We start from the raw sequence: 25,517 nt of genomic DNA, 5'->3' as shown, positions 1-25,517 counted from the left end.
TTTATGTAATTTAGATACAAGATAAACGATTTTTAACCGTTTATCTTATAAATATTTTACAATATGGATGTTCGGGTAAAATTAAATAATCTCGCCAATCAACCACTTACACATCAATTGCTTGCCGATTTGTTGAAGGAATACAAACGGCCAAATGATAAAATATTATCATTGAAAGCTAATAATTTTATAGAACCGGTAAAAAAAGGCCTGTATGTTGTTGGACAATCGGTAAGTTCGGAAAGGCCAGAAAATGCGTTGATCGCTAATCATATATTAGGACCAAGCTATGTTTCGATGGAAAGTGCCCTCTCTTATTACGGTTTGATTCCAGAAAAGGTATTTGCTGTTACTTCAATGACAACCAAAGCATCAAGACAATTTAAAACCAAAATTGGATTGTATACTTATACTAAGTTGCCATTACCATACTATGCGTTTGGTATCAATACCGTAAGCCTGTCTAAAAACCAAAATGCGATGTTAGCAAACCCAGAAAAGGCACTTTGTGATAAAATAACCACAACAGCTGGTATTACATTAAGAAGTCAGTCTGCTGCAAAAGACTATGTTTTTGGAAATTTGAGAATGGAAGAAAGTGAAGTTGCCAATTTTAACTTAACCGCAATATCATCCTGGTTAAAATATTCTCCAAAGCAGGAAAGCCTTGAAATGTTAATCAAAATGATTGAAAGATTATGATAAAGGAATGGCTCGATAGCTATCACCCAACAAACAGGGATGAAGCCAAAGATGCATTAAGAGAAATTATGCAAGAGATTGCCCTTGCTGGACTTAACCGAGCTGGCTTCTTTGAAAAGGCTGCTTTTTATGGAGGAACTGCGCTTAGAATATTCTATGGACTGGATCGTTTCTCTGAGGATTTGGACTTTTCACTTTTAGCTATCAATCCAGATTTTTCCTTAGAAAAGTATCAGGAAGCTATTGTGCATGAATTTGAAGCTCTAGGCATGCATGTTTCTATATCAGAAAAACAAAAAACGATAAAAAGCAACATTAATTCAGCTTTTCTCAAATCCGAAACAATCTGGAAAGAGCTTGTGCTTGAAGGAATAATCCCGGAAAGCGGACTTAAGGAAGTAGCAAATATAAAAATCAAGTTAGAAGTAGATACAAAACCACCTTTAGGGTTCTCTACTGAAGAAAAGTTATTAATTAAGCCATTTTCATTCTATGTGAAATGCCTAACACTTCCCAATCTGTTCGCAGGAAAAATGCACGCGCTACTCTTCCGGAAATGGGGCACTAATGTAAAAGGACGCGATTGGTATGATATGGAATGGTATATTAAAAAGGGATACCCGCTTAATCTAAATCATTTTCTCCTCAGAGCAATAGACAGCGGCGACTGGAAGAGCAAAACCATAAGTGAAGAAGCGTTCAGGAAATTGCTTAGTGAAAAGATTGATAATGTTAAAATGGATTTTGTCAAAGCCGATATATCGAGGTTTATAAGGGATCCGAAGTTGATTGAAATATGGTCTCCGGCTTATTTCCATGACTTGACCGCAAAATTAAAAATAGAATAGGGCAAGCAAGAATAGTTGAAAAAATTATCTATTTAAATGCCTTAATTAGCTAAACCAGGTACAAAACCACTCTTTAATGCTATTTTATTGCAAATTTGATCAATGTCTTAAAAGCTGAAAAGCAGCAGTTTGACTGCTGCTTTTCAGCGATATGAAATTAATCCTCGTTTATTCATTAATCGCTTTTACCCCGGGCAATTCTTTACCTTCCATATACTCGAGTAAGGCTCCTCCACCTGTTGAAACGTAGCTTACCTCATCTTCCATTCCGAATTTCGCAATAGCTGCAGCAGAATCTCCACCACCAATTAAAGAAAAAGCACCGTTATCTTTTGTTGCGGCAACAACTGCTTCTGCAACAGCTTTAGTGCCCACCTCAAAGCTTTCCATTTCAAAAACGCCCATCGGGCCATTCCATAATAATGTTTTTGAGTTTTTGATTACATCCTGAAATAAAGCAACAGATTTAGGGCCAATATCTAATCCCATCCAATCTGCCGGAATCTGACCAGAGGTCACATCCTTTTTATCTGCATCATTTGCGAATTTATCAGCGATTACCGTATCAACCGGTAAAATTAAATTAACACCTTTAGCTTTTGCTTTTTCAATTAATTCTAAGGAAAGTTCCTGTTTATCGGCTTCTAAAAGAGAAGTACCGATTTCACCACCCTGTGCTTTAGCAAAAGTATAAGCCATACCACCGCCAATAATCAGGTTGTCTACTTTATCTAATAATTTCTCGATTAATAAGATTTTATCAGAAACCTTTGCACCACCCATAATTGCGGTAAATGGTCTTTCTGGGTGATTTAAAACTTTTTCTGCATTTTCCAGTTCCGACGCCATTAAATAGCCGAAGTATTTCGCGTCAGGAAAAAACTGCGCAATTACGGCTGTAGAAGCGTGTGCACGGTGAGCCGTACCAAAAGCATCATTTACATAAACATCACCAAGCGCTGCCAATTTTTCAGCGAAAGCAACATCACCTTTTTCTTCCTCTTTATAAAAACGAAGATTTTCCAATAGCAAAACTTCACCAGGTTTTAAGTTTTCAGCTGCACTAACAGCAGATTCGCCGATACAATCGTCAGCAAATTTTGCTTCCAAACCTAACATTGAAGATAAATCACCAATGATGTGCTTTAAAGAATATTTATCAGTAGGTCCGTCTTTCGGGCGACCTAAGTGCGACATCAAAATTACAGAACCGCCATCGTTTAAAATCTTCTTGATTGTTGGAAGCGCGGCACGCATTCTTTTATCATCTGTAATTTTAAAACTATCGTCTAAAGGAACGTTAAAATCGACTCTGATTAGCGCTTTTTTATCTTTAAAGTTAAACTGGTCTACTGTTTTCATGTTTAATTATTTTGATTTAAGTTTAATTTCATTTCGTAATGGAAGCCAATTCCTGGTATATCAAACTCAGGTGATTCCGTTGTAAAACCTATTTTTTTATAAAAGCCTGATGCTGTTGAACGAGCATTACACCACATGTAGGCAATTTTGTATGCTTTTAAATAGTCTATTGCAAAAGCTATCAGGGCGCTTCCAAATCCTTTACCATTAAAATCGGGGTGTGTTGCCATTCCCCTTAACTGATAGCCTTCACCTGCTCCTTCAAAAAAATCGTTACGCATAAAAGTAGCTACCGATCTGATTTCACCATCCAGTTCATAACCTAAATGAAAAGTATCATAACTTTCATCCCCTTCGAAAATACAATGCTCAAAAGACTTTCCGTTTCTTAAAACAAGGCTTCTCAAAGGAAGTACCTCTTTTGCAGAGATGAATTTTACCATCATTTTTTGGTTAGAAGGTTAATTGCCGAACTGATTAATTGTATAAATTGTTTAATTGTTAATACAGTTAAGTGTTTAACTGGTTAATTGTTTAATTGTTAACTGTAAATTGTTAACTGTTGACTGCCAGCTGTTTAATTTCCTTTATTTTCTTTATTAAGTCTACTAAACGGCTGCTATAGCCAAATTCATTATCATACCAACCCACAACCTTTACCAAATCCCCTACAATCGAGGTGAGCTGGGCGTCAAAGATACAAGAATGTGGATTATCTATGATATCGACAGAAACAATGGGGTCTTCTGTATATTCCAAAATACCCGAAAAAGTCCCATCTGCTGCATTTTTAAAAGCCGCATTAATTTCTTCAATAGTTGTTTTTTCTTTTAAAATACAGGTAAAATCAGTTAGAGAACCATTTAAAACGGGCACACGAATACCAGCTCCGCCAAGTTTACCCTCGAGTTCGGGAAAAATGTGTGTAATGGCTTTTGCGGCACCGGTAGTGGTCGGGATAATAGATGCCGAAGCTGCTCGTGCCCTGCGTAAATCCTTATGATTACTGTCGTGAAGATTCTGGTCGCCGGTCATAGAATGAATTGTTGTAATATAACCTTCTACCACACCCCAGTTATCGTTTAATATTTTAATTATCGGCGCAATATTATTGGTCGTGCAACTCGCATTTGAAAGTATCTTACCTTCCAGATCAATTTTATTTTCGTTAACGCCTAAAACCACCATTGGAATATCGTCTGCAGCCGGAGCAGAAATGATAACCTGTTTCGCACCGGATATCAGGTGTCCTTCCGCATCTTCATGGCTTAAGTTTTTACCCGTGCAATCCACTACGATATCCACTTTTAAAGCCGACCATGGTAAATGAATAGGGTGTTTAATTGAAAAAACAGGGATTGATAGTCCGTCAATAAGCAAGGTATCAGGCTTGGCAGCAACATTACCTTTATATACGCCATGCACCGTATCGTATTTAAAAAGATGTGCCATTGTTTTTGGTTCTGATAAGTCGTTAATAGCAACAACCTCAAAACCTTCAGCTAAAGCCAAACGTAAAAAAGTTCTTCCTATTCTGCCAAAACCGTTTATCGCTATTCTCATTTAATAAATTAAAGCGCAAAATTAATCTTTATTTTGAGATTGACGGCGATAAAAAAAAGGAGATGTACTTTGCAAAAATTGTTATTGCTTACATAAAGAAAAATTATTGTAAGTCTGTTGCTTTTTTTGCCAGGTTATCTTTCTTACGGAGTTTATAAATGAGCATAAGATCAAACAGTACACAAATACCAATAATAAGGAAAATGAGGAAAAAATTACCAAGGTTCTGCATAAGTATGCATATCGCAATCAGGCAGACGTTCAAACAAGATGTTGTCAAGATAATCAGAGGCGGTTTTAACCCTAACCTTTCTAGACGGTGATGAATATGATTTCTATCGCCTTTAAAAGGCGAATTCCTGTTAAACACCCTTACCGTAAATACCCGAAGAGAATCGAATACCGGAACAATTAAAATTGACACGGCAATTGCAGGTGCGGAGTAAACAAAAGGGGTTACGCCTGAAGAAAACTTATTTAATTCTATGAATTTAACCGCTAATGCCGCAGTAACCAAGCCGATAATCAATGCACCGGTATCGCCCATAAATATTTTAGCAGGATACCAGTTGTGTTTTAAAAACCCGGCAATTGCCCCTGTTAAAGAGAAGGCTATAAAAGCATAGGGTAGTTGGTTCATTAAGGCAAAAAAGACGCCAAAAATCAGGTTTACCAGGATACCTTTAGTTCCTGCCAGTCCATCAATACCGTCGATAAGGTTAAACGCATTATTTAAGAAAATGATGAGGATAACAGAAAAAATTCCGCTCCAAAACAAGGGCATATCACCTATTCCAAGCACGCCATATAAGCTGGTTAATCTAAATCCACCAAAGAAAACCAAAATAACGGCTACTAATAATTGTAGTATAAACTTTGTACTGGTATTACTTCCATAAACATCGTCTTTTAAGCCCAAAGCGGCCAGTATGATACAGGATGTAATTAAAAAGTTCGCTTCTTCAAACTTTATCAGGGTTGAAAAAAGCAAAGTGGTAATTGTAAAACTAGCAACAATGGCTATCCCCCCTAAACGTGAGATGTTGTGTTTATGGTTCTTCCTGTACATGTCATTCTTATCAAATAAATTATATTTAATTGAAGTATAAATGACTGATGGAATACTGAGAACCACTATGGCATACGCAATAAAAGCTATTGCCAGATAAAAAAAAACAGGATGTGTTTTTAATAAATTTATTATCAAAATGATAGGGATTTACTAACAAATATAACAAATGGTTCGAATTACTTTTACAATCATTATGCCAGTTCCTGATGCTCATGAATGTTTGAATCCAACCTCCATCCGTCTGCAAAAGGAAGGGTTTAAAAGCAGGAGTTTCGTACAACGCCTCATCCACAAGTCGTCATTTTCATGCAAATGGGCATCTTAATGCATTAAGCAACAGAATCCTTATCCGCCTGCCGGCAACTTCCATGGAAGAGAGAGGGTTCATGAGCGGGAAATCTTTAATGCCTTAAATACCAATCTTTCAGCTCTACTTTTTAAACTGCGCAAGTTTTGAAAACTTTTTCTTTAACAATACGAATAAGCTAAATGGGATTTTGTTTCTTTTAAGAGATTTATAGTCGTTCATAAAAGCAGCCAAAAGGCTTTTAATTGATTTATTACTTACGCCTCCTGTTCGCATATTCACCATTAGCACAGGCAAATACAACGCATTTATTTCATGGGTGTGGAAGAACCTTAAAATTAAATCATAATCAGCAGCGGTACCCATATCCAAGGCATAGTTACCATGCTTTTCAAAAAGGTTTTTCTTAAGGTATAATGTCGGGTGTGCAGGCATCCAGCCCGATTTGATGTCGTGCCGGTTCGCCTGCCTTGATTTCCACTTTCGGATTATTTTCAGGCTAACCGGATAAACATAATTAAGGTCGCCATAGGTGCCATCAATATCAGGATTTTGTTTAAATGCAGCAGCAATTTGGTCGATAACATACTCACCGGCCAATACGTCATCGGCATTTAATATACCTACAACATCGCCCGTTGAAACGCTGATGCCTTTGTTAATGGCATCATAAAGCCCCTTATCTTTTTCGGAAATAAAATAATTAATGTGCTTTTTATAATGATTTATGATGGATAAACTTCTGTCGGTAGAGCCGCCGTCTATCACGATATATTCTATATTCTTATACGTTTGATGAATAACAGATTCTATACATTCTTTCAAAAATGCTTCACCATTATATAAAACCGTTATTAAAGATATTTTCATTTAACTGCCAGAAGCTTTTTTTCTAATATAAAAGATGGAGAAGCCAGCCGTAAATATAAAAAATACGGCGATATAATTGTCGATTGGGCAATCTGTAGTAACCAACGCATAATAACCGGTATAAACTATTTCTGCGGCCGATGGTGAAGCAGCAGTGGTTCCGTATTGATAAACATTGCAGGGTATGTTTGAGGTATCGAAGCACTTTACAGATGTGACTAAGTTGTAGCCGGCATGTCCGGCAGAACTTTCAATCCATTCTGTTGGACTTCCGGAACCATAGGTATAAGGTGTATAATATAAACGCGACTGCATGGTAGCACCTGTAGTGATGTGGCAACCGTCAACGCCATCTTCAGCTGCAAGTAGGGATGGGATTAAAAGGATAGGGATGATTAAACACAACTTTTTCATCAGCTATAGAATTAATCACGTGATGAAGATAGTGAAAGTTTATTATTTTTAAAAGTGCTTTGATAATTTTTAAGAGGTAATTATAAATTTGCAGACAGTTTTACACGAACCTCCATCCGCCTCCCGGAACCTTCCTCCTGCAAGGAAGGCTTCAAGAGTGAGTTTTAGAACCCATTCTCCCAAGTCGTCATTTCCATGTAAATGGGAATCTTAATGCAATAAGCCATTGGTGTAAAGCCACTATTCCATCGCTGGTCCCTTTCTCCGGAAGCGTACCGATTCAAATGTAGATGTTTATCATTTTTATTTATTTAAATACCTATTTTTACATACACAATCCTGAAGCAATGATCATTAAATTGATGTCGCTTGTCCGAACGAAAATTTATGTCCTTAAACAAATAATTTAAAATGGTTGAAAGAATAGAGCATGAAGGCATATTATTAGCCATTATTATCCGGGCAAGCTACAAACAGGAAGGCATAAATTTTTTCACGCCTAATGATTTCTCTCAGCAATTGGGCTACATGAACAGAAAAAAAGGTTATGTAATTGAACCTCATGTGCATAAATTAGTAGAACGAAAAGTTGTGCTTACCCAGGAAGTGCTTTACATTAAAAGCGGGTCGGTTCTCGTAAATTTTTATGACGATACACAGGCATTTCTGGAGCACAGAACGGTTACTACAGGTGATGTTATTCTGCTTGCAAATGGCGGACATGGCTTCGAAATGCTTGAAGATTCGGAAATGATTGAAATAAAACAAGGTCCATATGTTGGCGAGGAAGACAAAATAAGATTTAGAACATAACTGATGCAACACGTTTTTAATGCCTACAGTGCGTATTATGATTTAATTTACAAAGACAAGGATTATCTTAAAGAAGCCGGTTATATTATAGACCTAATTAAAAAGCATCATAACTGCGCAAATGATATCATTGAGTTTGGTTCCGGTACCGGAAAACATGCAAATTTATTTTCTTTAGGCGGATTTAATGTTACCGGCGTTGAACCAAGTGCTGAAATGATTAAAATTGCACAAACAAAAACTAAACCTAATCTTTCTTTTGTTCAGGCATCCATCGAATCTTATTATGGGCAACATACATTCGACGTTGCCCTGTCCTTATTCCACGTCATCAGCTATTTAACCGATAATGAAGCATTAAAAACAGCTTTTAAAAATGTAAATAACTGCCTGAAAAAAGGAGGACTTTTTATATTTGATGTTTGGTACACGCCTGCCGTTTTAACGCAGTTACCTGAAAAAAGAGTTAAAACCATTGAAAACGACGAAATTAAACTGATCAGAAATGCTGAACCTGATATTAATTGGAACAGCAATATCGTTGAGGTTGTTTATACAATTGAGGTGTTCAATAAGCTTCTTCATAAAACAGAATACATTACCGAGACCCATAAAATGCGCCATTTCAGTATCCCTGAACTTTTACTACTGGCAGAGGTGTGTGGTTTTGAACACCTGACTACACAAGAATTCCTTAGTGGCAAAACGCCTGGTGCAGATACCTGGGGCATTTGTATTGTGCTCCGGAAACTATAACTTACAATATGAATTTTATACCTGTTAATACACCTTTACTAAATGGTAATGAACTTAAATATTTAACCGAATGTATTGAAACAGGTTGGATTAGCAGCGAAGGGCCATTCATTAAAGCATTTGAAGATAAATTTTCATCCTATATCGGGCAGGCCTATGGTATTGCGGTAAGTAGTGGTTCAGCCGCTCTGGATATTGCTGTAAAAGCACTGGGTATCGGCGTCGGTGATGAAGTAATTATGCCTACATTTACCATTATTTCACCTGCACAATCTGTAATAACCGCAGGTGCAGTTCCGGTTTTAGTTGATAGCAATCCAACCGACTGGAACATGAATGTTGCAGCAATCGAAAGTAAAATAACCAGGAAGACAAAGGCAATTCTGGTTGTTCATATTTATGGCTTGCCGGTGGATATGAATCCTATCCTAACGCTTGCTAAAAAATATAAGTTAAAAATAATAGAGGACGCCGCAGAAGTTCACGGACAAACCTATAAAGGTAAGCTTTGTGGTTCTTTTGGTGATGTTTCTATTTTCAGCTTTTACCCGAATAAGCACATCACCACCGGCGAAGGCGGCATGATTTTAACAAATGATTTTGAAATTGCCGGGCGTTGTCAGAAATATAGAAATCTTTGTTTTGAACCTAACGCCCCCCGGTTTGTACACAATGAGTTAGGTTGGAATTATCGCATGACGAATTTACAGGCTGCACTGGGAATTGCACAGTTAGAGCGAATGGATTACTTTTTGGAAAAGAAAAGACTGATGGGTAAATTTTATCAGGATGAATTACACTTTCTGAAAGATTTTGGCTACCTGTTACCTGAAAAATCAACAGATTATGCCGAAAATATTTACTGGGTTTTTGGATTGGTGGCGCCGACTGAACAAGAAAAAGAGCGTTTAGTGCTGCTATTAGATCAAAATAAAATTGCAACAAGGCCATTTTTCTGGTGTATGCATGAACAACCGGTGTTTAAAAAAATGGAATTATTTAAAAATGAATCTTATCCAAATGCAGAAAAATTAGCAAGAAATGGTTTCTATCTGCCATCTGGTTTGGGCATTGAGCAAAACGACCTGGAACGGGTTGTCGCTGTTATCAGAAAGGCCATAGTTTAAGTAATACCCATTTTTTTTATTGCGGCAATACCAAAAAACCCGGATACAAAAAGAATTAACCAGGTGATGTTATCTATTGGGCATTCAACCATCGTAAACACACCTTCTTGTCCTTGCACCACCGGACCACCGAGACATACTAAGCTAATTAAGTTTAATGATCCCGTGCAAACATTGCAAGATGTAGTTGAAGGGGCTGTCCAGGTACAATAATTTGTAGAAAGCGAAACCGAAGGAGTGTTACTGTAAATTGTTGTACCCAATACAGTGGTAGGAGATGTATAAACTTTATTATCTGGCAAAAGGCAGCCTGTTGCAGTACCCTGTGCGACTGATTTTTTTTCTAATGAAAAGATTAATAAAATAAAAAGAATTACTTTTAAATAGCCCATCTAATCCGTCGCTAATTGTTATAACACAATTATAGATAGGCTGAATTAATTATTTGTCGTTCAGTTTATTCAATACATTTTAAGCGTAGTTGAAACAGAGTAATCAGTAGTTAAATAAAAATGTACAGCGATATTGATTTGAAGATTATTTTATTAAATTAATGTTTAAATGACTAGTGTAAGAGGGAAAAAATGGGCCTTACGGGTATTTTGCGGATATAAAGGTTTAATGTTATGATTAAATAAGTATATACGATTATATTTAAATTAAAAAAAAATTCCTAAATAACCATTCATAACTAAATGAATAAACTGAACAAAAAGCTATTAAATTCCTTCGAACGCCCTCTCCTCTTTTCATCTTTTCCGCGCAGGCGAAAATCTTAATGCAACCTTATACTTAAAGATTCCCTGTCAGGCAGGGATGACAATGTACCGAGAAGACCGCAGAACCTCCAGGATTTTAAAGTATTGACGTTATTTTCTGATAAAGTATATTTTCTTCAATTGGTTTATTTAAATACCCCGACACCCAGACAGAAAACCCGTTTTCTCGTATCATCAGTAATATCTGATGTAAGCACAATAATGGGAACATTTAAATTTTCAACGCCGGCAAAACCTTTTTTTATTGCTGAAATGGTTTGATAACCATCCATTACAGGCATTTGTATATCCATTAATATCAGGTCAAAAGATTGCTTTTTCATAATTTCCAAACACTCCAGACCATTACTTGTGATAGTAATTTTCGTATTTTTCCAACTACTCATCATTGTTGTGATGATCATTTGATTTAAAGGATTGTCTTCAGTAATGAGAATATGTTTACCCACTAAATCAAAGTCATCCATAGCATACTGGTTAACCTGTTGTGCGCTCACTTTTTGTATCAGTGAACTTACTGGTGTTGACTTTATTATGTTGTTTAAAGTTTCCATCTAAAACTTATTAATACTTATCGTGCTTACCATATTTACTTTTTATTCAAGCTTACGAAATCAGGTTCAAATATCTTTGTAAGTATTTCTTTATTTTAATTTATTTAAGAGGCACTTATTTTAACAATTATGTTTTCTACTAAATAATTAAAACATGTGTTTACTGGAATTCAGTCCTGCAATTCAGCTCACGCCCTTTTTCAGTCGAATTATCTGCTACCGGATAGGCCTCACCATACACCATCACCATCCGAATCTGCTCCGGGTTTCGACGTAATGCCTGCTGTTTCATTAACTTGTTTAGCCTTTAAACCGTCTGTTGCTTTAACCAGCGAATCTTTTACAGGTCCGGCGTCTGCTTTATTTCTTAACGGTTCCCGGATTATAGACTTATTCGGTTTTACCGTTTTAACAAGCGTTTTAGGGTTACCGATTTGAAATGATAAACCCACGTGAACATAAGAAAACTGATCGCTGTTCATTCCATAGTTATAGGCATCCAGGTTATCGCCGTTAACCAGATTTAAGGTATAACCAAAATCAAAATTAACCCGCTTAGCCAAACCAACCGTAAAACCTAATCCAATCGGTACATATGTATATTTTATACTGTGATCAGCTACATAAACGACCCCCCTCAATATCCGTAAAAGTAGGCCGATACGACGCTAAACCATATCCGGCGATAAGGTAAGGGCTAACAAAGTTCTTATTCTGATTAAAACGGACACTAAAGAAGGATAAATTTGCACTAATGTCTGCCGCATATTTTAATGATGTTTTATAATCGATGTAAGCGCCGGAAAATGCTTCTGAACCCGAAACGGCTCCCCTTAAAATATTTGCCCGTAAAGCCAGTACCCGCCAAAACTGGTATTTGAGATAGCCTCCGTATCCAAAATCTAAACCCGATCTGCTGAAATCTTCCTGGGCTTGAAATGGGGAATAAGCAGTTAGCATACCTGCATTCAAACCAAAAGACCAATGACGAAATGGAACAGCGCCTGTATTTTTTGTTATAGAGGAGGAATCTGTTAATTGTGCAGATACATTTAACCCTAATAAAATCAGGAGTGGTAAAAGACAATATTTTTTAAACATCAATTTCATTTATGATTGGTTAATTTAGATGGTAATCAACTAAAGGCTACAGACATCATTTTTTAAAAACAGTATACTTAAGTCCAAGTTCAAATGTATTATTCGCAGTTGAATATCTTTCTGCAGGCATCGGCTTTTTTACGGGAAAAATTTTACGCTTGCTGATTTCGAAGCTATTTGCTTATACATGTTCCCTGAAAATCCGTGTTTCGGTGGCAAATTATTTTTAGGCTTTCGCAGATTAACGCATGGCAGGCTATATTCTATACCCCCGCTGATTTCGCAGATTAACGCAGATGATAATAGATTTTGATGAGGGCTTGTTCTACATTGCCTCGAGTCTTCTTCGGGAAAACGGCCTTTAAAGCACTGTTTCAGCAACAAGTCCCGAACAACACCCGAACAAAGTTACATTTAACCAGTCAAATCCGGACAATTCAGGACAAATCCGGACATTATCTTATACTTGTGCCCGGCAAAGTGATTTATAGCAATCAGCCTGTATATTTATAGCAATAGCTGATTTCGCAAATTATCGTTTAGTTTAAAAAGCTATTCCGGGAAAATCCCGGTCTGCAGCAGGCTGAAGTGTTTACGTGGCAGATTTTTTATGCTCCCGCTGATTTCGCAGATTAACACGGATGATAGTTGGCTACTTGTTTATGTTTTGATTTTTTTTTTATTCACAACTATAAAAGTTATTTTTGTGGTTAATCTAATCAATACTGCGCATTTCTATGGTTTTGACATTCAGCAAACAATTTATATTTGTTCCATTATCATTTTTCTGCTTCGTCTTAATTTTAAGTTCATGTTCTGCGCGTAAAGAACACAGCCTGTTTAATGCGCCAAGTGACACGGTTACCGATACCATTAAACAAGTTTACGTGGTAAATGATCAAGGCATTAGTGATGGCTATTATAAAATTAAAGTTAGCGATCAACTGGCTATCCGTAATGTTCAGAATAAAGAATTTGGGGCAGGTAACCAGGTTATTGGTGCTACAAGCATTGGTTCCAGTACAGGGAATACATTAAGCGGAAATATTAACAATGCCTTATCTTACCCGGTCGATTTGGATGGTCAGGTAAATTTGCCTGCTATCGGAAAGGTAAACGTTTTAGGCTTAACCCGAAGAGCGGCTGCTTTAAAAATTCAGGAACTTTACGCAAAACAATTATTACGCGACCCCATTATAGAGCTTAGTATAGTTAATTTAAAGGTTACTTTATTAGGCGAATTCAGCAGACAAGGTAATTTTCTAATTGAAAGAGAAAACACTACTTTAATTGAAATTATCGGCGAAGCCGGTGGCATTAACAAGACTGCTGATCCTAAAACTTTAAAGATTATACGTGGTGACCGGACACATCCCGAAATTATTTATGTTAATTTAAATGATATCAACAGCCTGGCCAGTAAGAAACTTATTTTGCAAAATAACGACATCATCGTATTGCAGCAAACAAAGGGAAGTGCATTAAGCGAAAAATTAAATAGTTTTAACAGCATTATCCAGCCCTTATTGGTTGTCGTCAATTTAGGTGTTTTAATCTTCACACTTACCCGTTAATGGAAAATTCAACCTCCTTTGAGCAAAATAAACTCGCCAGCCAAACCATTAATTACTGGAAAATTGTCCGCATATTTTTAAGTCGATGGTATTGGGTTGCGGGTTGTGTATTAATGGGGTTTATATTTGCCTGGATAAAAGTACGTACAAGCACGCCAATATATATTACATCGGCTTCTTTAAAGCTCGATAATGAGCAAGAGCAACTGGGTCTTTTTCCTAATGCTCCTGTAAGTTACAGGGGCTTTGGTGCAAATCAAATTCAAACTGAAGGAATTATTATGCGTTCGGAAGACGTGATATTCACCGCATTAAGAAACCTGAACTACCAGATTTCTTATTATTTGGAAGGACGCGTCAGAACATCGGAACTTTATCCAAATGAACCCTTTAAGATAGCAATCGTAAAGCAAGATACTGTTAACTTCAGCAGAGCTATTTACAATGTATTGCCAAAGGATGATAAACATTTTGAACTTTCTTCAAGTGATGATGAATTTAAAACGAAAGCTATTTATAAATATGGGCAAAAAATTGTCCTCGGAAACATGGTCTTTAGTATTAAAAGCCCTATTCCAGCTATTGGCAAGTATAGTTTTAAATTTAACGCCATCAACGATCTTTACGGAAGAGCTGCGGCTGGCTTAAATGTATTTGAGCAGGAAAAAAACACCAATATTATGGGCGTTACCCATACGGATAGCAATCCTGTTTTTTCAGCTAATGTATTAAATGAAATTATTAAAGCATACGTTAAAAATGATGCTAAATTAAAACAGCGTTCTGCCAAGCAAACTGTTGATTATTTAGATAGTCAGATTGATTTCCTGGATGCCCAGGTTAATAAAGCCGGTGGGAAGTTATCTAATTATCAAACCAGCAATAATCTTATCGATCCAAGCTCAGAAAAGCAAGCCGGGACTTCAAAACTAGCTGATCTGCAAAAGCAGATTGCGGATTTACAATTGCAGGAATTATTTATTGCCCAAATTGAAAATCAATTAAAAGCAAGTCAGGATCGCATTCAACTAAATTTAAATTTAGAAGGCACCAACAGCACATTATTGTCGGGATTAATTAGTCAGTTTAATAACCTGCTCCAGGTAAGAGAAAACAAATTGTTGAATTTTAATGCAAGCGCTCAACCCGTTAAAGATATCGAACGGCAGATAGCTGAGGTTAAGCAAGCTATCAAAACCAATATCCAGTTGCTTCACGACCGGAACCGTAAAACCTTAAATTTTGTAAATAAACAATTGGGTAATGCCAATCAAAGCTTAAATACCATACCCGGAAAGCAAAATGATTTTGCAAAACTCCAGAGCAATTTAGATATTAACCAACGTATGTTGTCGATGTTATTTGAGCGGAAGTTATCTGCACAAATCAGTTCCGCAGCGGTAATTGCGGGCGCTACAATTATTGGTCAGGCCCAACCCTCCTTTTTACCAATTTCTCCCGTTCCGGGTAAAATATATTCATCTTATATGTCTATGGGCTTGTTTATAGGATTAGGCTTAATTCTGCTGGTCAGACTTACCAATCCATATATTTATGATGTAGAAGCTATTGAAGGCTTAACGGCCACGCCAATTTTAGGTGTGATATTGAAATACCCTAAGAAACTTTCCAATGATAATCAAAGTGTTCTTTCCTTAGAAAGACCAAAATCGATATTTGCAGAATCTGTCCGTTCTGTCCGAACGAATTTGAGTTTTATGGCCAGTGATAAAGATACCAAAATGATTTGTATTACTTCTGAAGTTTCGGGAGAGGGAAAATCATTCGTGAGTTTAAATCTTGCCGGCACGCTATCTATTATTGATAAGAAAGTGATTGTAATTGCGGGTGATTTAAGAAAATCAAAACTGCATAAAGCTTTTGGTTCTAAAAACCTGACCGGATTAAGCTCTTTTTTATCCGGACAAAGTAATTTAGATGAAATTATTAATCATGACAGTAAAAATAATATTGACTACATCACTTCCGGACCAATTCCACCTAATCCTTCTGAGCTTCTACACAGCAATAAGATAAAAATTTTAATGGATGAATTGAGAAGGCAATATGAATATATTATTATAGATACTGCACCGGTTGGCCTGGTATCCGACGCTATTCCTTTAATCAGGGTTGCGGATATTAACTTGTTTATTATCAGAGCGGGTGTTTCCAAAAACAGATCTGCCAGTATTCCGGATAGGTTGTCTAAAGAATATGGCTTGAATAATATCGCTATTATTTTAAATTCATTCGGAGACGAAAAGTTACATTCGAATATCTATACAACCAATTATGCCCATGCCAACACCGGAACTTATTATTACTCCAGCTATAGCGGTTATGGAAGTAGTGGCTACTATGATGATGAGCAGCGGAAGTGGTGGATGTTTTGGAAGAAGGGATAGGTTTTAGAAAAAAGGTTAATCGCTTAACTGTTTAAATTGGTTAAATGGATATTGGTTAGAAAGTTGAGTGATTAGAAAAGGGTTAATTGGTTAAGTATTTAATTGATTAAAAGATTAAGACCTTGAATGATTAATAATATAACTGCCTGGCGGCAAAATAATTAGAAAATTTTTAGTATAATTTATAAATACGGCTTTCAGATTAATGATTGATCAAAATTACAAATGGTATCCGGTTTACACGCGTTCGAGGGCTGAAAAGAAAGCTTACCAAGAGTTAATCAGAAAAAACATCATTGCCTACCTCCCGCTGAAAAAAGAACTCAAGCAGTGGAGCGATCGAAAAAAAATAGTTGAAGAACCTTTAATTAAGTCTTACCTGTTTGTGTATATTTCAGCTAAAGAGCATGCGGAGGTATTAATGACAAATGGTATTGCCAGGTTCCTTTACTTTTCAGGTCAGGTTGCTTCAATGCCTGTTCAGCAAATTGAAAGTTTAAAGTTATTATTAGCTACCGATGAAGAATTGGAGGTATTTGATCATAATATTAAGCCTGGTGAAAAAGTTATTATAAAGGCAGGGCCATTTAAAGATATGGTTGGGGAATTAGTATCGATCCATAACAAACAGCGTTTAATTTTACGCTTAGAACATATGGGTTTCGCGATTAACATAAATACTTCAATGGCTTTTATCGAACCTATTTAGACTTTTGTTCATTAGTCATTGGTTTATTTGAAATGAATTCATCAGATTAAGGCGGGAAATATTCATCAATAAGAAAAGATTTAAGCTGAATTTATTAATTTCAGGTATCTATACAAAAATTGCTCCCCCATCATCTTTGAAGAAAAAGAACTAGGTCATTTTAAAAAAAATGTGACTGAAAGGGCGAAGCTGTGTAAAGATGAAAAAAATGGAAGATGGATAATGGAAGATGGAACTGAAATACTAGATAGATTACCACGAATTGCAATCCTTAGCTACCATTTAAATTAGCATATGTGCCGTATAGCAGGGATAATTGATAAAAAACAATCGCCGGATATTTTACAGCGAAAGGTTACCTTTATGTGTAACAGTATGCAACATGGAGGTCCGGATGATTTTGGTGTAAATTATGATGCCGATGCAGCAGTTTGTTTAGGAAACCGCCGACTTGCCGTACTTGATTTGACTATGGCAGGGCGCCAGCCCATGCTTAACCCGGATAGCACTGTCGCGATTTCATATAATGGAGAAATTTATAATTTCAAGGAGATAAGAAATGAACTCAACATGCTGGGTGTTTTGTTCCAAACGCAAACGGATACGGAGGTTGTATTAAAAGCCTATTGCGAGTGGGGCGAAAAAGCTTTTGAAAAGCTCAATGGTATTTTCGCCTTTGCCTTACACGATAGAGTACGCGATCTTGTTTATCTGGTGAGGGACCCAAACGGGGTGAAGCCTTTATATTTTTCGCATCAAAGCGGAAAACTTATTTTCGCCTCGGAAGTTAAAGCATTCCAACATGCTGATGATTTTCAAAATGATCAAAATCGTAATATATACTTTCTCGCATTTGGTCATATTCCCGAGCCCTACACTACGTTAAAAAATGTTTACTCGCTCTCAAAGGGCAATTTCTTAAAATACAATCTTAATACCGGTTCTTATGCAATAAGCAGCTATTATCAGTTTAAAACATCCTCAATAATTACAAATGAACGGGAAGCCATCCGACTGATTAAACATGAGCTGAATGCTTCGATAAAAAGACAGTTGATTTCGGATACTAATATTGGTGTTTTATTTAGCGGAGGGCTTGATTCGAGCATTATTGCCTCATTGGCCAGCCGTTACACAAAAGATAAGCTTGCCTGTATTTCAGCAAATTTTGATGAAATTGATTTTTCGGAACATAAGCAACGTGAAAGCTTGCTTAAAAAAATGAATTCGCGTGAAATTGAACAAACCATTACATACCGGGATTTTGTACAAAATTTTGATTCGGTATTAAACTCCATGGACCAACCGAGTAACGACGGGATTAATACGTGGTTCGTCTGTAAAACAGCAAAAGAAAATGGTTTAAAGTCTGTACTTTCGGGCTTAGGGGCTGATGAATTGTTTGGTGGCTACCCTTCTTTTGACCGGATTCATAAAATACAGAATTTAAACTGGCTTAGCAAAAGCACTATTAAAAGTACTCGCTTTCTTAAAAACAATAAATATAAGCGTTTGTATTACCTTAGCATGGATTCGCCTATAGGGGAATACTTGTGTTTGAGAGGTGTTTATTCACCCGATATTATCGCCGAATTGCTGGATATCGACATGAAGACGGTAATGAATTGCCTTGAAGATATACCTTTTGCACCCCAGGTAAAACACCTGAGCAATGAGATCAGGGCGAGTTGGTTTGAGTTTAATATGTATATGCAAAACCAGCTGTTAAAAGATACTGATTTTATGAGCATGAGCCATGGCGTAGAAGTTCGTGTTCCATTTCTGGACCGGAATTTTGTAAACCTTGTATTTTCCATTTCTAATGAAATTAAATTCAGTTACGAGCAGAAGAAACATCTTTTAATAGAAGGTTACAAAGACGGACTTCCTGCAGAAACCTGGAATCGCTCGAAGATGGGTTTTACCTTTCCTTTCCAGGAATGGATGCGAAAAAATAAGGCCATTTCAGCACCTGAACTTTATCATAATAAGCGCGCAAAAGCTTTAATGGAAAAGTTTAAAGACAATCAACTGCATTGGTCATCTGCTTTTTCGCTCTACAGACTTTATCATGCAAGCTAAAGTATTATTCTTAACACTGAAAACTTTTGGTTTTACAGGCGGTATTGAAAAAGTTTGCCGTACCGTTTGCAGGGTATTATATGATTTGAGTGAAGAAAATATTTTGGAACCGACTGTTTACAGTATGTATGATAAAAATAATGAAAGGGATTCCAGGTATCTTCACCGCAAACAATTTAAAGGTTTTGATTCTTCCCGTAAATATTTTGTTTTTAAGGCTTTCCTAACAGGCCTTCAATCTGATATTATTTTATTGAGCCATGTACATTTGGTTAATATCGGGTATTTAATCAAAAAAATACATCCTCAAAAAAAAATATATCTGATTGCTCACGGTATCGAGGTATGGAAAAGTTTTCCGGAAGCTAAGCTGAATATTTTAAAGAGCCTCGATAAAATTATCTGTGTAAGCCAGTTTACGGCAGATAAAATACAGGAAATTCATCAGGTTCCTAAAAACAAAATAGTTGTGCTTAACAATTGCCTTGATCCGTTTTATCATTATTCCGTCGATTTTGAAAAGCCCCAATTTTTATTGGATCGTTACCAGGTCAGTAATCAGAGTCCGATACTGTTTTCACTCTCCAGGGTATCTTCGTCAGAAAAATATAAAGGCTATGATCATAACATCGAGGTTTTACCGGCACTACTAAAAAATCATCCAAAATTGGTTTATCTGCTCGCCGGGAAATGGGATGAACTTGAAAAAGGAAGGCTGGATAAACTTATCGCTTTTCATAAGCTTGAAAAACACATCCGGCTTATCGGTTTTATTGATGAGGCAGAAGTTACGGATCATTTTCTCTTATCCGACATCTTCATTATGCCCAGTAAAAAAGAAGGATTCGGAATTGTATTTATTGAGGCCATTGCCAGTGGCTTACAAGTTATTGCCGGCAATAAGGACGGCAGTGTAGATGCGCTAAAGCAAGGTGAGCTAGGTGCATTAGTTGATCCGGATGATTTGAAAGCCATACAATTTCAAATTGAAAATTTCTTGGATCATCCACAAAGTAAAGCTGATAAGTTAAATCTTCAAAGAAAATGCATGAAAACCTTCAATTATGCTAATTATAAAACTGCATTACAAGGTATTTTATTGAGCCCCACCCTTGAAGAAGAGCGGTGACTTACCAAAAAAACTAATGGAGCATAACGAAGCGCATAACTGGACAATTGAAGCAAAAGCTTCCTTATTTGATTTAAAAATAAATGAGGTTTGGGCATACCGGGATTTGTTATGGTTACTTGTACGACGGGATTTTGTTTCTTTTTATAAACAGACTATTCTCGGACCGCTTTGGTTTTTTATACAGCCGCTTTTCACCACGATAATCTATACATTTATTTTTGGTAACCTGGCTGGTATATCGACGGATGGCTTACCAAAACCGCTCTTCTACATGGCAGGTATTACGGCCTGGAACTATTTTTCTGATTGCCTGACTAAAACCTCAACCGTATTCAGGGATAATGCCGGAATCTTTGGTAAAGTATATTTCCCAAGGTTAATTATGCCTTTAAGTATAGTGGTGAGCAACCTGGTTCGTTTTGGTGTACAAATGATTTTGTTCCTGCTATTTATTGCCTATTATTATTTCGCAGGTGCATCATTTCAAATTACCTGGTCGATTATACTGTTCCCAATAGTTGTTATGTTGATGGCATTGTTAGGATTAGGAGCCGGTATGATTATTTCTGCCATGACTACAAAATACCGGGATTTGGCCTTTTTAATCGGATTCGGCGTGCAACTATTGATGTATGCCACGACAGTTATTTATCCATTATCTATTGCCTTACAGAAATATCCTGACTATGCCTGGCTAATCGAATACAACCCCATGACACCCATCATTGAGACTTTTCGCTATGGCTTTTTAGGAGAAGGTAGCTTTAGCTGGGCTAGTTTAGGTTACGCTACCGGAGTTACGTTGGCCTTGCTCCTATTTGGAATCGTAGTTTTTAATAAAGTGGAACGGAATTTTGTTGATACTGTCTAATTCGTTTTGCGTCTGTCGTTTTTCGTCCATCGAACAACAGTCAACGAACAACAGTCAACGAATAACGAACGATGAACAACGAAAAAATAATAGTTACATTTAAGCAATCATCCCTGATTATAATTTAAAAAAATAATTATAACATGGAAAACAAATTAGAAATCTGGAAAAAAGCACACAATTTAACATTATCTATTTATCTGTTGAGTAAGCAATTTCCAAAAGAAGAATTATTCGTTTTAACTTCTCAAATCAGAAGAAGTGCATCAAGTGTACCGACAAATATTGTTGAAGGTCAAGCCAGGCAATATTTTAAAGAATTTAAGCAGTTTTTATTTATTGCAAAAGGATCTTTAGCTGAAAAACATTATCATTTATATTTAGCAAAAAGTTTATCCTATTTAAGCGAAGAAACTTATGTATCTATCGATGCACAGATTATCAGCATAAAAATGATGTTGACTAAATTAATTAAAGTTTTAAAATGAATCGTTTTCGTCTGTCGTTTATCGGTCAACTTCAAGCGAACAACGGTTAACGAAAAACGCTTAACGAACAACCATACGCGAACAACAAATGAGCATTGCAATAAAAGTAGAAAACCTAAGTAAAGCTTATCAATTGGGGCAAATTGGTACAGGTACGATTAGTCGTGATTTGGAACGGTGGTATGCTCGCGTAAGGGGTAAGGAAGATCCATTTTTAAGAATCGGCGAAAGTAATGATCAGCACAGCAAAAGCGAAAGTAATGTTGTATGGAGTTTAAAGGACATTAATTTTGAAATTGAACAAGGTGATGCCGTTGGTATTATTGGCCGGAACGGGGCAGGCAAAAGTACCCTACTTAAAATATTAAGTAAAGTTACCGCACCGACCACAGGCAAAATTTCTGGAAAAGGCCGTATTGCAAGTTTATTGGAAGTTGGAACGGGTTTTCATCCGGAACTTAGTGGAAGAGAAAATATCTTTTTAAATGGCGCTATTTTAGGCATGCGTAAGAAAGAGATTCAACGAAAATTAGAAGAAATTGTAGATTTTGCCGGAATTGAACGTTACCTCGATACACCTGTGAAACGTTATAGTTCGGGTATGTATGTTCGACTGGCTTTTGCTGTGGCCGCTCACCTCGAATCAGAAATTTTAATTGTAGATGAGGTGTTAGCTGTGGGTGATGCAGAATTTCAGAAAAAATGTTTGGGCAAGATGAACGACGTGAGTAAAGGAGAAGGCAGAACGGTGTTGTTTGTGAGCCATAATATGGCATCAATTAAGTCGCTTTGTAAAAAAGCAATTTTATTACAAGATGGAAAAATTAAAAACGAAGGAAAAGCCAACATGGTCATATCGTCTTATTTCCACACTGTGAAGGTAAATATCGAACATTTTGAAAATTCCGATTTTAAATTAGAAAAATTGAAAATTTGCGATGCCTCTGAAGCAGAAATAAAAAATATTATAAATGGAAAAAAAATCATCATTAAGGTTTCTTTAAAAGTTAAAACACCTAAACCAAATATCGGTTTTTGCATTGCTATTTATAATGTTTTGCAAGAACTGGTTACATGTATAAATACCTATCATATTAACCAAAAAATTAATAGTTTGGACATTGGAATTTATGAGTTCGACACCATTATTCCGCCATACATATTTAATGACGGACAATATCACATTAATTTACATTTAAATAGTCAAAACGGGGATTTATATAAAATTTTTGAAAATTATGCTAGTTTTTATATTCTTGATGATGAAAAAAGGCGTGGCGGAGTATTTAGAGGTGGTTGGCCTGGACAAATTAGCTTGTTACCGGAAATAAAAATTAAAGAGATTAAGTTATGAAATTTTCCAAAAAAAATACTCATAAATTACAAGTCCTTTTAGAAATGGTTGGGAATAGTGTTTATTATGGGCCTTTTACTGGATTAAAAATTCCTGACTCTTTAATACCACACCTCACGATACCTGAAGTCCTTGGTTTATATGAGTCCTGCTTATTTAATGTTTGGAGTAAATTATTATCAAAAAATATAAAAAACATTTTAGTTGTTGGTGGTCATTATGGTTACTATAGCGCAGGACTTTCCTACTTTTATCAGCCTGATCAGGTATATATATTTGAAACTGATATAACTTGTCATCATCTTATTCTTGATTGGATAGAACCTAACAATCTTAATAATTTTCACATTTATGAGTCTGCTACTGAACAAATTTTTAAGGGCTGGGAAAATGAAGTTGACCTAATTATTTGCGACTGCGAAGGCGAAGAAATGATTCTTCTTGATCCTATACAATTTCCATGGCAACAGCAAACCAAAATTGTTATAGAACTTCACCCTTTCTATAGAGAAAATCTGACGGGAACAATTTCGAAGAAATTTTCCAAAACCCATCACCTCGAATTAATTTATGATGATTTTGAAGAAGATAAAAAAATTCAACAGGTATTATCTGGGCTTGATTTAGACAACCTAAATTATATTAAACATCCAAAACATCGTTGGATCATAAAAGAAGGGAAAAAAATCTATACCAGTGGTATTTTTATGTTTTTAGAGCCTAAATTATGATTCCAAAAATAATCCATTACTGCTGGTTTGGGAATAATGAGAAGAATAAGCTTGTAGAATTTTGTATGGCTAGTTGGCAAAAGCATCTACCAGAATACAAAGTCATTAAATGGGATGAATCTAACTTTGAGTTAAAGTATGCACCATTTTATGTTAAAAAAGCCTATGAAAGCAAAAAGTGGGCATTTGTTAGTGATTATGTCAGAGCTTATGCATTATACAATATAGGTGGGATTTATCTTGATACAGATGTGGAGATTAAATACAATTTCGATGTATTTCTTTCTCACAAAGCATTTTCTGGATTTGAGTTAAAAGGTTCTCCATTTACTGCAGTTTGGGCATCCGAAAAAAATCATAACTGGCCAAAACTTGTTTTAGCTTATTACCACCAACAAAATGAGTTTAGTATATTGCCAAATACAAGTATTGTTTCAGATATTCTAGTTACCCATTACAAAGTTAATAGGGAAAAAAACCAACTTCAGTTAGTTGACGAAGGAATTGCAATTTATCCATCGGATACGTTCTGTATAGACATACCTGTGAATTACGCCTGCCACCACTTTAATGGATCTTGGCTGGAGGATGAAGACCATTATATTGCATATAAAGATTTAATGAGTCTTTATTATTATGAAGAAAAATATCATAATATTCTTAAAGTTATGCCTGACATAAATTTTCAGAAGGAAATAACGAAAAAAATTAAAACTATTTATTTAGTTAAAGAATTGCTAAGCAGATCATTTCAGAAAATGAAATTTAGCCGATGAAGATCTCATTCATTTTCGGTACCAGGCCTGAAGCTATTAAGATGGCACCCGTAATCCGACAATTTGTTAAAAATGAATACTTTTCTATAAATATTTGCTTTACAGGACAACATCAGCAAATGGTTATTCCGATATTTGATTTTTTCAATATACAGATTGACGCGAACCTTTACGCCATGAGTCCAAATCAAAAATTAAGCAATACAGTGGGTAAAATGTTTGAAAAATTGGGAGACTATATTGAAGAAATAAAACCTGATTTAATTTTCGTACAGGGTGATACAACCACCGCGATGGTGGCGACTACCGTCGCATTTTATTTGAAGATAAAAGTTGCACATATCGAGGCTGGATTAAGAACTTTTGATATTAATTCACCATTTCCTGAAGAATTTAATAGAGTATTAATTTCCAGAATTGCAGATATACATTTTGCGCCCACAGTTATGGCTAGGCAAAACCTGTTAAATGAAGGAATAAAAAACGATAAAATTATTATTACAGGAAATACAAGTATTGATGCCTTATTCTTTACACTTAAAAAGTTAAAACAACAACCTATAAACTCAATCAATTTATCATATAATAAAGGGAAAGTTATTTTAATAACATGTCATAGAAGAGAAAACTTTGGAGATAGGTTTGATAGTATTTGTTACGCTATTAAAGAACTTGCGGAGCGTTATCCAGAAATAACCTATATATTCTCAGTTCACCTTAACCCCAATGTACAAGAACCAGTATTTAGATTGTTAAATGACATAAAAAATGTACATTTACTTGCCCCATTAAATTATTTCGACTTTGTTTATTTAATGGAATGTTCATATTTAATTTTAACCGATTCTGGTGGAATTCAAGAAGAAGCGCCTAGCTTAGGTAAACCAGTTTTAGTTTTAAGAGATACCACTGAAAGACAAGAAGCTATAGAGAACGGAACAGCGCTACTCGTCGGTGCTAATAAAAATAAAATAATAGAAGCTACTATTGAACTAATAGAAAATAAGGTGCTTTATTCGAAAATGGTCAAAATGACTAATCCATTTGGAGATGGAACGGCTGCAAAAAAAATTCTTCATCATTTCATGGCTCATCAATAAAATTCATCCCGCGACATAATGAAA

General features: G+C 35.9%; 26 protein-coding genes. 16 read left to right on the top strand and 10 right to left on the bottom strand.

Going from position 1 to position 25,517, the window contains the following annotated elements:
* The first annotated feature begins 63 nt into the window (after nt 1-63).
* A complete protein-coding gene (locus tag O0931_RS00830; RefSeq protein WP_269413669.1) occupies nt 64-702 on the top strand; it encodes a type IV toxin-antitoxin system AbiEi family antitoxin domain-containing protein in 639 nt (212 codons plus the stop codon).
* Nucleotides 699-1,550, top strand: coding sequence for a nucleotidyl transferase AbiEii/AbiGii toxin family protein (locus O0931_RS00825; RefSeq protein ID WP_269413668.1), 852 nt, complete (start codon nt 699-701; stop codon nt 1,548-1,550). The genes O0931_RS00830 and O0931_RS00825 overlap by 4 nt, the downstream gene beginning before the upstream one ends.
* Nucleotides 1,551-1,718: 168 nt before the next feature.
* Here the strand turns inward: O0931_RS00825 and O0931_RS00820 are convergent, their stop codons facing one another.
* The 6 genes from O0931_RS00820 to O0931_RS00795 all read right to left on the bottom strand — a co-directional run bounded on the left by O0931_RS00820 (nt 1,719) and on the right by O0931_RS00795 (nt 7,138).
* Complete coding sequence (locus tag O0931_RS00820; RefSeq protein WP_269413667.1) at nt 1,719-2,912, bottom strand: phosphoglycerate kinase; 1,194 nt, start codon at nt 2,910-2,912, stop codon at nt 1,719-1,721.
* 2 nt (nt 2,913-2,914) lie between these two features.
* Nucleotides 2,915-3,358 (bottom strand): GNAT family N-acetyltransferase, encoded by a 444-nt coding sequence (locus O0931_RS00815; protein ID WP_269413666.1) that lies wholly within the window; start codon nt 3,356-3,358, stop codon nt 2,915-2,917.
* Nucleotides 3,359-3,467: 109 nt separating this feature from the next.
* Nucleotides 3,468-4,475 carry a type I glyceraldehyde-3-phosphate dehydrogenase gene (gap, locus tag O0931_RS00810; RefSeq protein ID WP_269413665.1) on the bottom strand — a complete coding sequence of 336 codons (1,008 nt, stop codon included), beginning with the start codon at nt 4,473-4,475 and terminating at the stop codon, nt 3,468-3,470.
* A gap of 103 nt (nt 4,476-4,578) precedes the next feature.
* Nucleotides 4,579-5,682, bottom strand: a complete 1,104-nt coding sequence (locus O0931_RS00805; protein ID WP_269413664.1) for an MraY family glycosyltransferase — start codon at nt 5,680-5,682, stop codon at nt 4,579-4,581.
* Nucleotides 5,683-5,977: 295 nt separating this feature from the next.
* Nucleotides 5,978-6,724 (bottom strand): glycosyltransferase family 2 protein, encoded by a 747-nt coding sequence (locus tag O0931_RS00800; RefSeq protein ID WP_269413663.1) that lies wholly within the window; start codon nt 6,722-6,724, stop codon nt 5,978-5,980.
* Nucleotides 6,725-7,138 (bottom strand): hypothetical protein, encoded by a 414-nt coding sequence (locus O0931_RS00795; RefSeq protein WP_269413662.1) that lies wholly within the window; start codon nt 7,136-7,138, stop codon nt 6,725-6,727.
* A gap of 411 nt (nt 7,139-7,549) precedes the next feature.
* Here O0931_RS00795 and O0931_RS00790 point away from each other — a divergent pair, with 411 nt between their 5' ends.
* Genes O0931_RS00790 through O0931_RS00780 form a run of 3 tightly spaced genes read left to right on the top strand, consistent with a single transcriptional unit; the run spans nt 7,550 to nt 9,834 of the window.
* The gene (locus tag O0931_RS00790; RefSeq protein WP_269413661.1) at nt 7,550-7,951 is read left to right on the top strand and encodes a cupin domain-containing protein; all 402 of its coding nucleotides are present in this window, start codon (nt 7,550-7,552) and stop codon (nt 7,949-7,951) included.
* A 3-nt stretch (nt 7,952-7,954) separates the two neighbouring features.
* Nucleotides 7,955-8,707, top strand: coding sequence for a class I SAM-dependent DNA methyltransferase (locus tag O0931_RS00785; protein WP_269413660.1), 753 nt, complete (start codon nt 7,955-7,957; stop codon nt 8,705-8,707).
* Between the two features lie 8 nt (nt 8,708-8,715).
* The gene (locus O0931_RS00780; protein ID WP_269413659.1) at nt 8,716-9,834 is read left to right on the top strand and encodes a DegT/DnrJ/EryC1/StrS family aminotransferase; all 1,119 of its coding nucleotides are present in this window, start codon (nt 8,716-8,718) and stop codon (nt 9,832-9,834) included.
* Here the strand turns inward: O0931_RS00780 and O0931_RS00775 are convergent.
* The 4 genes from O0931_RS00775 to O0931_RS00760 all read right to left on the bottom strand — a co-directional run bounded on the left by O0931_RS00775 (nt 9,831) and on the right by O0931_RS00760 (nt 12,277).
* Nucleotides 9,831-10,226 carry a hypothetical protein gene (locus O0931_RS00775; protein ID WP_269413658.1) on the bottom strand — a complete coding sequence of 132 codons (396 nt, stop codon included), beginning with the start codon at nt 10,224-10,226 and terminating at the stop codon, nt 9,831-9,833. The two genes, O0931_RS00780 and O0931_RS00775, sit on opposite strands and share 4 nt — an antisense overlap.
* Nucleotides 10,227-10,738: 512 nt before the next feature.
* Complete coding sequence (locus O0931_RS00770) at nt 10,739-11,167, bottom strand: response regulator (protein ID WP_269413657.1); 429 nt, start codon at nt 11,165-11,167, stop codon at nt 10,739-10,741.
* 230 nt (nt 11,168-11,397) lie between these two features.
* Nucleotides 11,398-11,730 carry a hypothetical protein gene (locus O0931_RS00765; RefSeq protein ID WP_269413656.1) on the bottom strand — a complete coding sequence of 111 codons (333 nt, stop codon included), beginning with the start codon at nt 11,728-11,730 and terminating at the stop codon, nt 11,398-11,400.
* A 52-nt stretch (nt 11,731-11,782) separates the two neighbouring features.
* Nucleotides 11,783-12,277, bottom strand: coding sequence for a hypothetical protein (locus tag O0931_RS00760; RefSeq protein WP_269413655.1), 495 nt, complete (start codon nt 12,275-12,277; stop codon nt 11,783-11,785).
* Between the two features lie 728 nt (nt 12,278-13,005).
* Between O0931_RS00760 and O0931_RS00755 the strand changes: the two genes are divergently transcribed.
* The 11 genes from O0931_RS00755 to wecB all read left to right on the top strand — a co-directional run bounded on the left by O0931_RS00755 (nt 13,006) and on the right by wecB (nt 25,493).
* Nucleotides 13,006-13,842, top strand: a complete 837-nt coding sequence (locus O0931_RS00755) for a polysaccharide biosynthesis/export family protein (protein WP_269413654.1) — start codon at nt 13,006-13,008, stop codon at nt 13,840-13,842.
* On the top strand, nt 13,842-16,250 hold the full coding sequence (locus O0931_RS00750; RefSeq protein ID WP_269413653.1) for a GumC family protein: 2,409 nt from the start codon (nt 13,842-13,844) through the stop codon (nt 16,248-16,250). The genes O0931_RS00755 and O0931_RS00750 overlap by 1 nt, the downstream gene beginning before the upstream one ends.
* Nucleotides 16,251-16,455: 205 nt before the next feature.
* Nucleotides 16,456-16,959, top strand: coding sequence for a UpxY family transcription antiterminator (locus tag O0931_RS00745; protein WP_269413652.1), 504 nt, complete (start codon nt 16,456-16,458; stop codon nt 16,957-16,959).
* A gap of 294 nt (nt 16,960-17,253) precedes the next feature.
* On the top strand, nt 17,254-19,041 hold the full coding sequence (asnB, locus tag O0931_RS00740; RefSeq protein ID WP_269413651.1) for an asparagine synthase (glutamine-hydrolyzing): 1,788 nt from the start codon (nt 17,254-17,256) through the stop codon (nt 19,039-19,041).
* Nucleotides 19,031-20,170: a glycosyltransferase family 4 protein gene (locus tag O0931_RS00735; RefSeq protein WP_269413650.1), complete on the top strand. Its 1,140-nt coding sequence runs from the start codon at nt 19,031-19,033 to the stop codon at nt 20,168-20,170. The genes asnB and O0931_RS00735 overlap by 11 nt, the downstream gene beginning before the upstream one ends.
* 16 nt (nt 20,171-20,186) lie before the next feature.
* Nucleotides 20,187-21,044, top strand: a complete 858-nt coding sequence (locus O0931_RS00730; protein WP_269413649.1) for an ABC transporter permease — start codon at nt 20,187-20,189, stop codon at nt 21,042-21,044.
* 143 nt (nt 21,045-21,187) lie between these two features.
* Nucleotides 21,188-21,532, top strand: coding sequence for a four helix bundle protein (locus tag O0931_RS00725; RefSeq protein WP_269413648.1), 345 nt, complete (start codon nt 21,188-21,190; stop codon nt 21,530-21,532).
* Nucleotides 21,533-21,620: 88 nt separating this feature from the next.
* Nucleotides 21,621-22,886 carry an ABC transporter ATP-binding protein gene (locus O0931_RS00720; protein ID WP_269413647.1) on the top strand — a complete coding sequence of 422 codons (1,266 nt, stop codon included), beginning with the start codon at nt 21,621-21,623 and terminating at the stop codon, nt 22,884-22,886.
* On the top strand, nt 22,883-23,617 hold the full coding sequence (locus tag O0931_RS00715; RefSeq protein WP_269413646.1) for a class I SAM-dependent methyltransferase: 735 nt from the start codon (nt 22,883-22,885) through the stop codon (nt 23,615-23,617). The genes O0931_RS00720 and O0931_RS00715 overlap by 4 nt, the downstream gene beginning before the upstream one ends.
* Nucleotides 23,614-24,393, top strand: coding sequence for a glycosyltransferase family 32 protein (locus O0931_RS00710; protein ID WP_269413645.1), 780 nt, complete (start codon nt 23,614-23,616; stop codon nt 24,391-24,393). Before O0931_RS00715 ends, O0931_RS00710 begins: the two co-directional genes overlap by 4 nt.
* Nucleotides 24,390-25,493 (top strand): non-hydrolyzing UDP-N-acetylglucosamine 2-epimerase, encoded by a 1,104-nt coding sequence (gene wecB, locus O0931_RS00705; RefSeq protein ID WP_269413644.1) that lies wholly within the window; start codon nt 24,390-24,392, stop codon nt 25,491-25,493. Before O0931_RS00710 ends, wecB begins: the two co-directional genes overlap by 4 nt.
* The last annotated feature ends 24 nt before the right edge of the window (nt 25,494-25,517 follow it).

The sequence above is a fragment of the Pedobacter rhodius genome, assembly GCF_027213645.1.
Taxonomy (GTDB): domain Bacteria; phylum Bacteroidota; class Bacteroidia; order Sphingobacteriales; family Sphingobacteriaceae; genus Pedobacter; species Pedobacter rhodius.
This window is presented reverse-complemented; position numbering and strand designations above follow the sequence as displayed.